We start from the raw sequence: 14558 nt of genomic DNA on the forward strand, positions 1-14558 counted from the left end.
TCAGCACATCTCAATGCTAGGTCAATCTTCATATTGAAACGCCGTAATATAAAATGTAAGCGCATTAAATTAATACCTAAGTTACAACAAAATTAATTGTTGAAAATTTTTGTAATGGTAGAATGCGCCCCACGAGCCACATGGCAATTTTCCCGATATTTTTCACTTCACATTAGAGCCGCTATGAAACGGATTTTATTACTCACTTTATTGGCATTTTCGAGTACTACTCTTGCTGTTGAGCCATTAATCGATACACCAGAAGACATGGAGCCGACTTGGGTCGATGATATCTTGTCGATATTTGGCGCTGATGGTGAGTTTGATGACAGTAAACCCATCGATATGAGTTATCTGCCTACGGCTTATTACACACCAGAAAAGAAGTTTGGTGTGGGGCTACTCATGGTCGGGTTATATAAAACTGAAGGGGCAGCCGCAGATGAACAGCCTTCATCATTGGTATTGAATTCATTTGTGTCGATGAACAACTCTTATGGTATTGAAGCTGAAAACATGACGTTTTTTAATGGCGGTAAGCAGCGCTTACTGTTAGACGTCGAATTATATAATGAAGCGGCGGTGTATTATGGCAAAGGAATTGATGATGGTAATCTAGACATTAATCATCATGAATATGAAGAACAGCTTTATAGCTTTAAACCTCGCTGGATGACAGAGGTTGCCGATAATTACTTTCTAGGTATAGGTGCAGATTTTACTTATGCAAGTGCCGATAAATTAGAATATGTTGAAACAGGTGAGCCTGTCGACGAAAGCACGATTTTACCAAGTAACTTTAGTTCTGGTGTTGTCGTCACTAGTATTTATGACTCACGAGATTATCGATTAAACGCCACCAAAGGGTGGTTGTTTCAAGTTGATGCTGGTGTATACCAAAACAGTGAGTATTCGACGTTTTCAACTTACAATGTCGAGCTGGCAAACTACATCGATTTAAGCTCAACGTCTTTGTTAAGTCATGCGCCTGGGTTAATTGCTTGGCAAGTTCAAGGTCATTTTACTAGTGGTGACGTACCGTGGAATGAATTACCAGATTTAGGTGGCTCAAGTGCTATGCGTGGTTTTATTAAAGGCCGTTATAGAGATGAGCAAATGATGATGGGCCAAGTTGAGTATCGTTTACCGATATTTCAGCGCTATGGCATGGTATTTTGGGGCGCGGTTGGCAGTGTAGCTCCTTCAGTGAGTGACTTAACTGATGAGTTATTAGCCTCTTACGGCACAGGCTTTCGCTTTAAAATTAAAGACAATATCAACTTACGATTTGATGTGGGTGTAGGCGAAAACGAAACTAACTTCTACCTTAATGTGAATGAAGTTTTTTAATCTACATCACTCAACTTGTATGTTTGAGCACGATAGTAAAATAGTAGAGAAGTAATGAGCGTATTAAAACTGACAATAGCGGTTAAATTAGTGCTGGTGGTTATCTTGTTTCCACTTTGCACCAATGCATCTGAACAGGATGCTGCTGTCGAAAGTCAGTGTAGTCGTACTTCTCACTATGATATTTATTTGAGTGGCATTCACACTGGCACCATGAAAAGAACCGAAACATGGCAAGGTCAGTCGGCTGTGGTCACCTCAACCAGTAAAGCCAGCATATTAGGTATTGGCACGCAATACGATCAGCGCGCTGAGCTGTCTTGGTCGAATACCCGTGATGAATGGATAACCGATAACTTTCATCAATTAGTGACAGGCTTTCGCGCTCGGGATATGAAGGTGTCATTTAGCCATGATGGGCTTGCATCCGAGGTCGATATTGATGGTGAAAAAGATCGTTACACATCTACCGAAATCCCCCTTCGAGATGTCGATACGCTAGCCATTCAAATGCGTCAATTATTACTCCAAGGTCGAACTCAATTCGCCTTAGTTAGGCAAGCATCTGATGCAATTGAGCCTTATCAACTGTATGTCAAAAAGCCTCTCTCCGAACAGATTGAACCATGGGGAGAAATGACCTTAATCCCTGTTGAGCAGTCTGGTGCAGAGGAAGTCACATACTTCTTCGCCCCAGAAATGGACTACCAACTTGTTAAAGCACGCTATCACGGCATTATTTTAAAAGGCCTAATTGAGCTTAATCATTACCATTCTACTTGTGATAAACAATAACGAAAATTTAAGTGAATAGTTTAATCTTGTCATTATTGTCCAATACATTGGTATAGGTAAGCTAAACGTCTATAACTGGTGCTTTAATTTTGCTCTGTGGCTTTTTTTTAGCTTATAAATATATTTTTTATTCATATATCTCCCTCCTTTTTTATTTGATGAAAGGTCTTTCCTTTAAGCTCTTGTACTTGCTAGTGCTATTTTACTAGCGTGTTTTACGTACTAAAACATGATCTACATTCGATTTTTGAAGCATTTTTAACCATTTTTGATTTTGGAAACAAAAATAGCTTTACTTGTTATTGCTTCAAGAATACATTCGCCGAAAATAGTCTAAGGGTGATTTTACCCCTTTAGCCGATAAGCACGATTTAACCCTTCAAAACCTTTCATTAAGTAGTACTAAATTGACGATAATCACGCATGATAATGTTGAAAATAACATTGTTACCCCTGTAGTTGGTTTAACTTTTTTCGCTGTCGCATCAGGCTTTTTAATGAGCCTTATTCCTTTATCTGTGACCCATTTTGATATCGATTTATCATTAATACCTTGGCTCGCCAGTGTGTTTTATTTTGGTCTATTGGTTGGTGCTACCTGTATTCAACGAGTGATTAAACGACTTGGACATAGGCGGTCTTTTATCTCTTTTTTGACTCTGGTGGCGCTGACTGTTGTTGTTATGATATTGGTGCCACATCAAGTGACTTGGTTAGTCGCTCGTTTTGTTGCTGGCATGGCTGTAGCAGGTGTATTTGTAGTCGTAGAGTCTTGGTTGTTAATGGCAAATTGCTCTAAGCAACGTGCTAAGCGGTTAGGGCTATACATGGCGGCTTTGTATGGCGGTAGTGCTGTAGGCCAGTTAGCTATTTCAGTGTTTGGAACAGACGGAATACAGCCATATTTGTGTGTATTGTTACTCTTGTTTATGGCGACATTGGCTCCCATTCTGATTCGTTCTGGCCAGCCCCATAGTCACGATCAACAAACTATTAGCCGCAAAGAAATCCGTCATATCAACCGCCCAGCGATTATTGGCTGTATGGTGTCAGGGTTATTGCTCGGTCCAATTTATGGATTAATGCCATCATATTTAACGCATATCAGTGTTTTTGCAGAGCACACAGGACTGCTAATGGCGAGCATCATTATGGGGGGAATGTTAGTGCAACCCATTGCCAGTGCGATGTCGACCCGGATGAGCAAAAGCTTATTAATGGCGATATTTTGCATGCTAGGTTGTTTAGCGGTTATGGGCGTGCTTGAGTCTTCTACGTTAGTAATGATGGGGTTTAGTTTATTGCTATTAGGCGCGAGTAGTTTCGCGCTCTACCCCATCGCCATCACACTGGCATGTGATCATTTACCGACTGAAAAAATGGTATCGGCTACAGAAATGATGCTGCTGTGCTATAGCGTGGGTTCTGTTTTAGGTCCGCTGTTAGCCACAACATTTACCGAAGTCGGAAATGGCTTGATCATGTACCTAGGTGTTTGCTTAATAACAACCTGTATTTATATGTTGATGAAAAGCGCTGAAACCATTTCGTCAGGCCAAAAGCCCATTGCGGGTTAACGCCCTTACGGCAGCTGCGAAGTCCTCGCAGCTGCACTTCATTCTACAAGCTTTACTGCCTGTTATAGGCAGTAAAGCCATCAGTTGAACCAAGCGTGCTAGTTTGGATAAATCGAGTCATTTTTTCTATTCAAAAACAGGTCACGACACAAACTTATCAATATGTTGCATCGGTGGTTCGGCCTTTTTTACACTCAGCTTCATTTAATAACGTGTAAATTTCTCACTCTATTAACGCTTCTATTTGTTTATATTGTGTTTTTTTAGCAAATAAATGCAGTTTTTCTTTCGTTAAAGCCTATGTGGCAGTGTACTCATAACGCTGATAATAGTTCTTTATGTTACATAATTACTCTTATTTATCAGTAATTTGATACTTAGGTTTATTTTTTGTTGAATAGGTCGCTTTGTTCAACATGTCGACCGAAATGAATATTAATGAGTGAGTTAATATTCAAAAACAATAAAGGATATTTAATGACAACAATAAGACTCATAGGTGCAATGGCAGCAGTTTCTGCTTTGTATTTCACTATGTCTAATCAACAAGCACACGCTCATGGCTGGGCTGAATTTCCTGAAGCAAGGCAATCAATTTGTTATGAACAAGGTGGGCTTTGGAGTGGTACACCGCCGAATGCGGCTTGTGCACAAGCAAAAGAGATTTCTGGTACGTATCCATTTATTCAGCGCAATGAATTTGCCATTAACATACCTGCGCCTGCTTATAATGACATGGATGCGGTGAAAGCGGCGATCCCTGATGGCAGTTTATGTTACGCCAATGATGCTCAAAAGCGGGGAATGGGGGCTGAACATACAGCATGGACACGAACTGAATTAGCACCAGGTGAATTTGAGTATGTGTTTAATGCAACTGCGCCTCACAACCCTTCATTTTGGCAATTTTATTTAACCAAACCTGGAGTGGATGTGTCTAAGCCACTTAACTGGGATGATTTAGTCTTACTGCAAGAGTACGGTAATGTTGCAGTCGGCGAAGATAAAAAGTATCGGATGAATATTACAATACCTGCAGACCGTTCTGGTGATGCGATTTTATATACTCGCTGGCAACGTGAAGATCCAGTCGGTGAAGGGTTTTATAACTGTAGTGATATCACAATTACTGGTGACGGCCCAATTGATCCTGAGCCAACAGAACCCTATTTAGAGCAGGGGGATGCGTTTATTCCAAAAGAGGTGAGCTTAACAACGCCACAAATAGGCGAGTCAGTTAACTACAAAGTCTACAATAACAATGGCGAAATCCATTCTAGCTTTTCACTCGTTATCACCGAAGAGAACCAGCTGGCTTGGGATCGTTTATTGGCTGCTGAAGTCAGTGGTTATTATCACGACCATTATGATGGCAATGTGTTTATTGGTCGCTGGCATGCTGAGATGAATCACTATATGTATTTTCAAAATCAGCTGCATGAGAATTTCTTTAACTCAAAGAATGCTCAAGCCTATGGTGAGTTTAGTATTTCTGAGAAGAATGAGTTTGTCGAAGCCGTTATTACGCCAACGGTATTAAAACCTATTACCGATGCTACGGTGTCACATGGTGAGTATGTCGTATTAACCCCAGCGAACAGCCAGGGTGATATTGAGCATGTGGCATGGGTGCAAGTAAGTGGCACACCAATTGAGACTGAAGTTGGTCAGCATGACGAACTAATTATTAACACTGCACGACTCGATAATCTTGCTCAAAGCTTCAGCTTTGAACTCACTGTCACAGGGCAAGGTGAGGAAGATAAATCAATTTATAGCTTTAGCGTAACGCCGAGCGATGTTGAGCCAGGACCAGGCCCTGAGCCTGGGGAGCAATGGAGTGCATCTGCAGTGTACACCGGTGGTGAAACCGTTATACATAATAATCAAACTTGGACAGCTCAGTGGTGGACTCAAGGTGAAGAACCAGGTACCACAGGTGAGTGGGGCGTGTGGCGCTAAGTAACAGTGGTATGGTCAATTTGTCATGTAAGGTGATGAGTATTGATCTATAAGATATAAAAACGGCCAATCAAAGATTGGCCGTTTTTATTGATAAAGCTTGCGGGTTAATGCAACAGGCTTATTGAGGTTGCATTTGCGCTTTCGCTGCTTCCACTTTAGAGAAGTCTAAACCGAGTTCCAAAACAGCTTCTTTAATCAACCCAGGGTTTTGCATAACCATTGCCATTAGCTGTTGTAGCTTTTCCGCTGGAATACCTAATTGACCAATAATGCTCATAGCCATCATTGGGTTTTGAGTTAATGCTTGGAACACTTCACTGATTTTTTCATCACTGACGCTATGTTCTTTTAATAGGGCAATAATTGGATTCATTGCAAGACCTTGTGTTAATGGATACGAATTATCTGACTATTTTACCATTGATATCGTTATTTTGCAGAGTGGAAAACTTGCTAAATGATTTCATTAACTTATGAATGAATTTCCCCCCATTATGGCTACAGGTGTAGAGCGTAGTAGTAAAAAGCCAGCATCAATTGCGCTGGCTTTTTGTTGACCAAGTTGGGTTCAGCCTTAATATTGCATTATTTATAAATGTAATCGGTTGCGATCTCACCATTTGGAGTATGGGCATCTCCCATATAAAGAATGTCAGGGCGCGACTTTTCTCGGTCAGTCAGTGCAAGTCCATCTTGAATGATATTTGCGTCGCAATAATCGACGCCATAAAAGCCTTCAAAAGCTGACTGATCGCCAATTTCAGTTGCTGATAGCTGAGAGAGCGCTAGGATCGGTGCTGCTGGAAAGGTTAAATACCAGCGTGATCCCGAGACATTACGCTCAATATCAGCACGAGAAATCTCGGTGGTGCTTTTACCTGTTTGCTGGGCTAAATATTCACGGTTTGATTCACTTAGAAAGTAAGTCGCAACATTACCAACTTCAGCCACAGGCTCATCATAGATGGTTTGACGTAAAATAATGTCACCACTGACTGTTAAGTTGTTGATTCGGCCACGTGTTAAGTCACGACAACTACTTTTACAGGCAAATGAGCCTTTGCCGACAAGTAATGCTGAACCACTGTCGATAGCTTCGATGTTCTCTACACTAATGTCTTTCATTATCTTACTGTGTGGCTTTAACCACACTCCGGTAAACCCGTTAGTGACTTTAATATTTGAAATTTTGATTTTATTGGCTGAACTAAAGTAAGGGCCTGAGCGGTTAAAGTTGTCTTTGTTAGTGCCATTACCTGCCTCAACTCGAACACCAATACCATTAAAGGCTTCAATATTATCAATTTCAATCCAATCACCACCGTATACCTGCACTACGCCATAACCCGTATGAGCATTAACTGACTTAATATTTTTAATTGAGCCTTTAATCGGTGTGCGGGCATAAGTTGGGTTACGTTGAATCGCAAACATATCAGGGACGATATTGCCTTCATCATCAATAAAGTCGCCATTTTCATTAGTAGGAACTGGAATATTAACTGGGTTCATTGGTCTGTTTAAGCTGGGTGAACCTTCAGGATTTTTTACATAGCGATTTTGAAGATAAAGTGGCGCTGAGCCAAATCGATACGTGAATGAGCCATCTTTGTAGTCGGCATCGGCAAACATTTGCACAGATACTGATTCAGTATGATTATCTTCAATGGTGACATTCGACACTGAAAAGTTTTCGACATAAAATAATCCAAATGGAATAGCACGAGTTAAGTTGACTAGCCCACCTCCATTTCCGCCCTGCATTTCGCCATAGTTAAATGGCATATTGGTTTTAGCATCGACAGTAAAGTTTCGAGTCGGATCCGTTGATGTGACTTGAACGTTCACCGTGCGCTCAGCTGATAGCTTACTTGGACCAACACTGCGACCAAATGAGAATAAAAATTGGCGATTTGGTCGGTTATTTGGGGTACCAGTAGGGTAGGTATCTTCTTTAATGCCACGCATTTCAAGTATGACTTCAGGCTCGACTTCAATACGGACATTCGATGGTACGACGATGTGCGCCAAGCTGTAGCGGTTATTCGTCCCTTTTTGAGACCCCCGTAGAATAACAACACCGCCATCGTCTTCTTTAGCCGCAAACCTAAGGGCTTTTTTTAGTCTACTGGTGTCATTGACTGTGTCATCAAAACTGTCTGATGCATAGAGGACTTCGGGTTCATCATCAAAGACTTTATTTTCGAAGAAGCCAATATCTTCTCCCGTATACCCCGTTAAGTCAGTATCTGTTGGAAGGTCGGCTTCAGCAACCTCAGGTATACCTTGGCAAAAGGCACGTTCGTATTTGCAATGTCGGTGACCATTATGTTCTTGGTGTTTATGGCCATGTGACTTATCTTTTCGCCATTTATGGGCGTACCGATCACTGTGGTGCCCAGTTCGCTGAGTGCGATGTCGCTCTGCGTAATTTGCGCTATTTTGCGTAAGTTTTGATGATGACTTCATCTCTGAATGGTTGTGCTCAGTGCCAGCAAAAGCCCCCAATGGCATGAGTGTGAGTAAACTTATTATGGTGAGCTTTTTATAGGTCTCGTTGACACTACTTTGGTTATTTTTCATTTTCATATCCCTATTATTTCGAATATATCAGCGGAGCTTCTCCCCATCATTCCGCTTGAAGGCACCTAATGTGCGTTAAAAAGTGTATATAAAAACAACAATAAATCAACAAACATAGTATGAATATATTTTTAATATGTTCGAGTAAGGGTGAAAAAAACCGGCATTGGGTTATGAATGCCGGCTTTTTAAGTTTCTAATATATTGAAAAAAATGATTATTATTGATTAAAGAATCGTTGGGTTAATTTGTACTAGATGAGTCATCGCGTCTAGAAGCCACTTGGATTAAGAGGAAGATAAACCCCATAGACACATGTGCGCCCCAGAATATGGCATCATTTAATTCGAGCTTAATGTACTCAGAGTGTTCTGCATTGGCTTCAGCCCATGTACTACTGAGACCACCAATAACCAAAACCAACACCAATAAGCTTAAAATGTTGCTGTTAGATCCCCAAAGCCACCATGAAACAAGTTCTAGCAATATGACTAGCGCGGTAGCGATTAAGGTAAATGGCTTTTTTTGTAAATATCTTTCTGGTAAAAACACGTTCGAAAATAATAAAAATAGCACCATGAATACGGCATATTTTATAAAATCTATTATGATTTCAGTGCTTAGTGATTGTAAGAAGTAACAGAGAAAAGCGCCTGAACCTAATAAAATGAGATTAAAACCTGTAAAAATGTAAATAGGTTGCCCTTTATCTAGCATGAGTACGCCACATATACTGGATACAAAAAAAAGGCCCAATATCGGCCAAAATCCAAGGGTGTCTATCCATAGCGAAGGGATATAACTGATTGCCATATATTGGGTTAATCCACCCCAAAATATCAGTAAACAGATAATTATATTGAATTGTAATTTGCTAATTTCAGGATCGAAGAGTAATAAACTTTTAACTGGATCAATTTTTTGCATGTTGCACCATTGTTGTTTTTATTCTTAATTATCAATAATTAACTAAATTATGGTAGCTGTTTTCATTGATGGATATCAATGAAAATAGGTTGAAAAGTCAGCGGTTAATGACGGTCGAGACGTTTTATTTTTATCTTCCTCAGGTTTAAGCTTTATTTAATTGTTAAGCATGACAATGGATTTATGCTGATGTAACAAGGGTGATGGTTGTCCCGTTCTCTCGGTGTTAATTCGATTAACATTTATTACTAGCTGTACTGACTGGCATGACGATAAAATGCGAGTAATGAAGAAAATAACAATAAATAAATCAAGGAGTCCTCTCGTGAAGAAAGTTGGGATAGTGCTTATGTGCTTGTTGATGCCTGCAGCGTCAATCGCCGCAGAGCCAACAAAATCAGCGCATTCAGTGCAAAATCAAGCAGAACAAAATACAAAGTTATCAGTTGATGTGCTTTGGCAATTAAGCCGAATTGGCAATCCAATTATTTCGCCTAATGGTGAGTACATTATTGCCCCTGTTACTCAATATGATGTGCCTGAAGACAAAGGCGCCACTCAGTTGTGGCTATTTGATAAAGACGGTAAAGGTCAACGCGCGCTGACTGCTGAAGGGCAACGTGCAAGTGAGGCGACGTTTTCTCCTGACGGTAAAACACTCGCGTTTATCAGTAAGCGTAATAAAGATGATGCTGGCCAAGTGTATTTACTCCCATTGGACAAAGCGGGCGAAGCACAGCGCTTAACCAATGTGCCAGGTGGCGTTAAAGGCCTTAAATGGGTTGGCGAAAATGTTTACTTCATTAGCCGTATCTTCCCTGGTAAAAATTGGGATGAAATGGCAACTCAGTTAAAAGCGAATAAAGACAATAAAGTTTCTGCGCATCAGTGGAATGCATTACCTTTTTCAAGCTTTGATCACTGGATTGAAGAAGACAGACAAGCGCATGTATTTCGTATTCCGGCAAAGGGTGGCGAAGTAGAAGCGATCACTCAACCACTGAATAAGCAACTGCCACGTTCATCACAAAGTAGTGGCAACTACGATATTTCGCCTGACGAACAGTTCATTGCGTTTAACAGTAATGGTTGGGACAATCAGGTTGATCCAAAAGTTGATATTTTCATGGCGAAAATTGGCAGCGGTAAAGTGGTTAACTTAACGCCTAAGAACGAAGCGCCAGATTCAAATCCTACCTTTAGCCCAGATGGTAAAACGTTAGCGTTTACCCGCCAGCTTATCCATGGTTTTTATGCAGACACTGCAAATCTTGTGCTATTGGATGTAAACAAACGTACAGAACGTGTGATCACTACTGACTGGGATCGCTCTGTTGCCCGCTTTAGCTGGACGGCTGATAACAAAGGTTTTTACGCCGCGATTGACGATGCTGCCACGCGCCGCATTTTTCATATCAATGCTAGAAATGGCAAAGTGAAACCGATTACTAAACAAACTAACTTCGGTGCGCCATCTATAGCTAACGACGGTACTATCGTCGCCGCTAACGACAGTTTTTTGTACCCAGCTCGCCTAGTTAAAATTAACCCAAGCAATGGCAAAACTACCCGCTTAGACAGCTTTAACGATGACATTTTAGCTGATGTTGATATGGGTACCTACGAGTCAGTGACCTACAAAGGTTATAACGACCAAGACGTACAAATGTGGGTTCATTACCCGCCAGGGTTTGATAAAAGCAAAAAGTATCCGTTAATGATGCTGATTCATGGTGGTCCTCATAGTGCTATCTCTGATGGTTTCCATTATCGCTGGAATGCACAAACATTTGCTTCTTGGGGTTATGTAACGGCATGGCCTAACTTCCACGGTTCTAACAGTTTTGGTCAAGACTACACTGACAGCATTAACCCTGACTGGAAAAACAAGTCGCTGGAAGATGTATTTAAAGCAACGGATTGGTTTAAAGCAAAAGACTGGATCGATAACGATCGTTTAGTGGCAGGTGGTGCAAGCTACGGTGGTTACTTATCATCGATTATTCTAGGTCAAAAAGAGCAGCCGTTTAATGCATTATTTATTCATGCTGCCGTATATAACATGTACTCGCAAATGGCTGCTGATTTCTCGGTCCACAGCACTCGCTTTGGTGATTACTGGGATAATCCTGAGATTTATAAATCAATCTCTCCGCATTACGGTGCTGAAAACTTTAATACTCCAACCTTAGTGGTTCATGGCCAATTAGATTACCGTGTACCAGTAGGTCAAGGTTTTGAGTTATTCCGTACGCTTCAAACCAAAGGTATTGAGTCGCGAATGATCTACTTCCCAGACGAAAACCACTGGATCATGAAGCCGAATAACTCAATTTACTGGTATAACGAAGTTGAAAAATGGATGAATCAGCATGCAGAGCCAGGTGCTAAGTAATGCTTAATTTATCGAGTTCATTCACTATTCAATAGCGTGGTGAGTGATATCTCAGTCAATCAAAAATGCCGCAATCAGTAGATTGCGGCATTTTTATAACTTGGAAATAGAATAACGACAACGCCTTATTTAAGGCGATAAAAGTGTCAGTAAAGATTATGCTCCATCGAGATACTTATCGACAGTAAGCTGCACAGTATTAGGAAGAATAGGTTTAGTGAGGTATTCGTCTGCGCCAATTTTAAGCGCTAACTTTTGATCTGATTCTTCAGTAAGTGAGCTGATAACCACGACAGGGACATGCTGCGTCAATTCATGCTCTTTCATGTATTTAATCACTTGATAGCCATTCACATCAGGCATGGTGATATCCACAAACACAAGATCTGGTTTCATTGAAGAGAGTACTTCAATCGCACCGTCACCAGAGTTGGCAGTTAATACCAGATAATCATCACCAAGAAGCGCCAGTATCATACTGGTACAGATTGGATCGTCGTCTATCACAAGTATTTTCGCTTTATCCATTGGTGCCTCTTTCTAGTATTATGATATCGCTGCCGATATATTCATCATTGTATGTAAAACAATATTAATTGCTAGGGCTAATTAAGCATAGAACATAAGCTAACTTGATGAAAGCACTACTATTCAGGCTGTTTATATTGACGATATTTTTCAATGACGCCATTTCTATCTAGGCCACGTTTTACATTTTTACACAGTTTAGCAAAGCGACTAATATCGCCAAGCTGTGGTGTGTTGCCATTTTCAATTGCCGCTTCCCAATAGCTGATTTCGCTATCAACCAATTCGAGTAACTTTTTCGGGCAACCTTGGCAATTCCCTTCAGGGCCACATACAAAGGTGTCGGGCTCAGTTAATGGAAACGTGGCTTTCACCTGAGTCATTATCTGTTGCATTGCAGTGATGCGATCAGGTTTCTTGTTCATTAGCCTTAATACTCAGTAGGAATAAAGCCTTACATGTCATGCTTAATACTATTATTAGTCCAATGGGAGCAGAATTTAGTTCAATTAAATCTATGCTGAATAAGGCGAATATAAGTGATACTCTTTGGCGATATCAGCGCGTTGCAATATTCAGTATAACAATAATAATCTTTCTGGAAGCCAGTCTACTATGCCTCAATTTACAATAGTCTCAACCATTTTAATCATCGTTTTATTGTGGCTGAGTCCCTCGCAATCATTTGCAGCTGACCGCTTTTACGCGAATCAAGCATTACAGCAACAAGCGCCGCAAGCTTTTGCACTTCAGCCTCAAAGTGATGCCTTCCTTGCACCAGCTTATGCGTTAACAATATCCCATGCGGACCGCTTAGTTGGGTTAATTAACCAAGATAAAAATGTGACTGAAGCAATAGCAAATTGGTCGGATTTAACCATAGATGAGCAAATACCTTGGCTTAAAAAGGTATTTGCTTTAGCGGTGCAAAGCTTTGGCACCCAAACTCCACTATTAATTATTGATAACCATAGCTATCCGAACAAAATGGTGTATTTTGATTTCGATGTGGAAAAAGGCGGTAGTGGCATTGTTTACCTCAACCCTGAGAAACTCGCAGAGGAAGACCCTTATGCCTCACTGGCATTTTTAGTTCATGAAACTCGTCATTCATATCAATTTCAGCAAGCTTTATCCGGTAAGAACGATCCCATTTCTCAGGGGTATCTAGCGGCATTCAACGCTCAAAAGCAATTAAAGGGCTTTGGGTTTAGTGATTTTTTAACGCTACTGAACGAATATGAAGCCTTTCAATTTGGTAATTATGTGATTGGTCAATTAACCGATTGGCAAGTTGATATGTTGAATATGGGGACATTTGCGAGTCAATTTAATCGCCAAGGCCTGCTAAAAATTGATTTACAAGCATTGTCACTCAATACGAGTGAGCAAACCTTGTTGGAGCAATATAACGCGTTGGCACAAAAGCAATTTAACCTGCGCCAACAGCAATAAAGCTTCTTTATAACGTTACGATATGCGGCTGAACTATGAATCTTAAACAGCTTGAAATCTTTTGTGCAATTGCCGACACCGGTTCTGTTACTGCGGCGGCAAAACAGCTAAACAGTAATCGTACTCAGCTGAGTATGGCGATGAAGGCATTAGAAACGAGCCTTTCAGCTAAATTATTTGTGCGTTCTGGTAACAGTTTAGTCTTGTCTGAGGTGGGCAAGTCAATTTACAAAGACTGCGAAAGTGTCGTCGCAACATGTGAGCGTATTCAGCAGACTTGCGAGCAAACGATCGATAAGTTTCGTTCAGAAATTTGGCTAGCAAGGGATGATTCTTTTCCTGATGAAGTATGGCAAACCTTTATTATAGAACTGAATAACCACTTCACAGCAACCACAGTGAATACAGTATTAGCATCAAGTGGTGATTTAGCTAATCTAGTCAATACTGGGCAAGTGGACTTTGCCTTTGGTGTTGATTTTGAACGAGTGGATGATGCCAATACTGACTATCTGCCCTTGGGGCGAATTCGAATGATGTCAGTGTGTGAGCATACACATCCACTTGCGAGCCTTAAGCGGGTGTCGGACAGCCAATTACGTGAATCACTACAAGCAGTAATGGTTTACTTAAATGACAAAGATAACCCTGAATTACAGCCTTTTTCATTGCGACATATTGGTTTTTCAAGTTTCGAATATATGTTGAATACAATTATGTCCGAAAAAGCATGGGGCGTGTTACCTGAGCCATTGATTAGACCTCATTTGAGAAATCAAAAACTGGCGGTGATAAAACATACCTATGGGTTAACCCACGAAGATTACTGCATGTTTTCAATGCCAGGCAGCGCACAACCTGAAAGTGTCGCTTGGCTGTGCGATCAGATCAGCGATTATCTGTTTAAGTTTTAATGCCTTTCAGCCTTCGAATGTATCACTAACTCACTGAGTGTCATGTTTTTTGACGCTTAATGTGTGCAT

12 protein-coding genes are annotated in these 14558 nt (G+C 40.7%); 7 read left to right on the plus strand and 5 right to left on the minus strand.

The features are described 5' to 3' along the window. Positions 1 to 183 precede the first annotated feature (183 nt). The 4 genes from A9267_RS14600 (at position 184) to A9267_RS14615 (ending at position 5684) form a co-directional block, all read left to right on the plus strand. Entirely contained in the window at positions 184 to 1350 is a 1167-nt protein-coding gene (locus A9267_RS14600; RefSeq protein ID WP_065109698.1) for a BamA/TamA family outer membrane protein, read from the plus strand. A gap of 54 nt (positions 1351 to 1404) precedes the next feature. After that, positions 1405 to 2145, plus strand: coding sequence for a hypothetical protein (locus tag A9267_RS14605; RefSeq protein ID WP_231919150.1), 741 nt, complete (start codon positions 1405 to 1407; stop codon positions 2143 to 2145). 407 nt (positions 2146 to 2552) lie between these two features. Next, on the plus strand, positions 2553 to 3722 hold the full coding sequence (locus tag A9267_RS14610) for an MFS transporter (RefSeq protein WP_065109699.1): 1170 nt from the start codon (positions 2553 to 2555) through the stop codon (positions 3720 to 3722). A 477-nt stretch (positions 3723 to 4199) separates the two neighbouring features. Then, positions 4200 to 5684 carry a lytic polysaccharide monooxygenase gene (locus A9267_RS14615; protein ID WP_065109700.1) on the plus strand — a complete coding sequence of 495 codons (1485 nt, stop codon included), beginning with the start codon at positions 4200 to 4202 and terminating at the stop codon, positions 5682 to 5684. 121 nt (positions 5685 to 5805) lie between these two features. Here the strand turns inward: A9267_RS14615 and A9267_RS14620 are convergent, their stop codons facing one another. The 3 genes from A9267_RS14620 to A9267_RS14630 all read right to left on the minus strand — a co-directional run bounded on the left by A9267_RS14620 (position 5806) and on the right by A9267_RS14630 (position 9197). Next, complete coding sequence (locus A9267_RS14620) at positions 5806 to 6060, minus strand: DUF2999 family protein (protein WP_055022838.1); 255 nt, start codon at positions 6058 to 6060, stop codon at positions 5806 to 5808. 212 nt (positions 6061 to 6272) lie between these two features. Then, positions 6273 to 8270, minus strand: a complete 1998-nt coding sequence (locus tag A9267_RS14625) for a hypothetical protein (RefSeq protein ID WP_065109701.1) — start codon at positions 8268 to 8270, stop codon at positions 6273 to 6275. A 243-nt stretch (positions 8271 to 8513) separates the two neighbouring features. Then, the gene (locus A9267_RS14630) at positions 8514 to 9197 is read right to left on the minus strand and encodes a hypothetical protein (protein WP_065109702.1); all 684 of its coding nucleotides are present in this window, start codon (positions 9195 to 9197) and stop codon (positions 8514 to 8516) included. Between the two features lie 325 nt (positions 9198 to 9522). Here A9267_RS14630 and A9267_RS14635 point away from each other — a divergent pair, with 325 nt between their 5' ends. Next, on the plus strand, positions 9523 to 11592 hold the full coding sequence (locus tag A9267_RS14635; RefSeq protein WP_065109703.1) for an alpha/beta hydrolase family protein: 2070 nt from the start codon (positions 9523 to 9525) through the stop codon (positions 11590 to 11592). Between the two features lie 156 nt (positions 11593 to 11748). On the opposite strand, the gene A9267_RS14640 is transcribed toward A9267_RS14635, so the two are convergent. Beyond that, entirely contained in the window at positions 11749 to 12120 is a 372-nt protein-coding gene (locus tag A9267_RS14640; RefSeq protein WP_055022834.1) for a response regulator, read from the minus strand. A 119-nt stretch (positions 12121 to 12239) separates the two neighbouring features. Further along, positions 12240 to 12545, minus strand: a complete 306-nt coding sequence (locus A9267_RS14645; RefSeq protein ID WP_065109704.1) for a hypothetical protein — start codon at positions 12543 to 12545, stop codon at positions 12240 to 12242. 190 nt (positions 12546 to 12735) lie between these two features. Between A9267_RS14645 and A9267_RS14650 the strand changes: the two genes are divergently transcribed. Both A9267_RS14650 and A9267_RS14655 read left to right on the plus strand, forming a co-directional pair. After that, complete coding sequence (locus A9267_RS14650) at positions 12736 to 13575, plus strand: hypothetical protein (protein ID WP_065109705.1); 840 nt, start codon at positions 12736 to 12738, stop codon at positions 13573 to 13575. Between the two features lie 35 nt (positions 13576 to 13610). After that, a complete protein-coding gene (locus tag A9267_RS14655) occupies positions 13611 to 14489 on the plus strand; it encodes a LysR family transcriptional regulator (protein WP_055022831.1) in 879 nt (292 codons plus the stop codon). Positions 14490 to 14558 lie beyond the last annotated feature (69 nt).

The organism is Shewanella sp. UCD-FRSSP16_17, from assembly GCF_001675935.1.
Classification (GTDB): domain Bacteria; phylum Pseudomonadota; class Gammaproteobacteria; order Enterobacterales; family Shewanellaceae; genus Shewanella; species Shewanella japonica.

Bases quoted from the DNA above. Each gene is read 5' to 3' on its own strand.
- A9267_RS14600 (WP_065109698.1), top strand. From the start codon at position 184: ATGAAACGGATTTTATTACTCACTTTATTGGCATTTTCGAGTACTACT.
- A9267_RS14605 (WP_231919150.1), top strand. From the start codon at position 1,405: ATGAGCGTATTAAAACTGACAATAGCGGTTAAATTAGTGCTGGTGGTT.
- A9267_RS14615 (WP_065109700.1), top strand. From the start codon at position 4,200: ATGACAACAATAAGACTCATAGGTGCAATGGCAGCAGTTTCTGCTTTG.
- A9267_RS14620 (WP_055022838.1), bottom strand. From the start codon at position 6,060: ATGAATCCAATTATTGCCCTATTAAAAGAACATAGCGTCAGTGATGAA.
- A9267_RS14625 (WP_065109701.1), bottom strand. From the start codon at position 8,270: ATGAAAAATAACCAAAGTAGTGTCAACGAGACCTATAAAAAGCTCACC.
- A9267_RS14630 (WP_065109702.1), bottom strand. From the start codon at position 9,197: ATGCAAAAAATTGATCCAGTTAAAAGTTTATTACTCTTCGATCCTGAA.
- A9267_RS14640 (WP_055022834.1), bottom strand. From the start codon at position 12,120: ATGGATAAAGCGAAAATACTTGTGATAGACGACGATCCAATCTGTACC.
- A9267_RS14645 (WP_065109704.1), bottom strand. From the start codon at position 12,545: ATGAACAAGAAACCTGATCGCATCACTGCAATGCAACAGATAATGACT.
- A9267_RS14650 (WP_065109705.1), top strand. From the start codon at position 12,736: ATGCCTCAATTTACAATAGTCTCAACCATTTTAATCATCGTTTTATTG.
- A9267_RS14655 (WP_055022831.1), top strand. From the start codon at position 13,611: ATGAATCTTAAACAGCTTGAAATCTTTTGTGCAATTGCCGACACCGGT.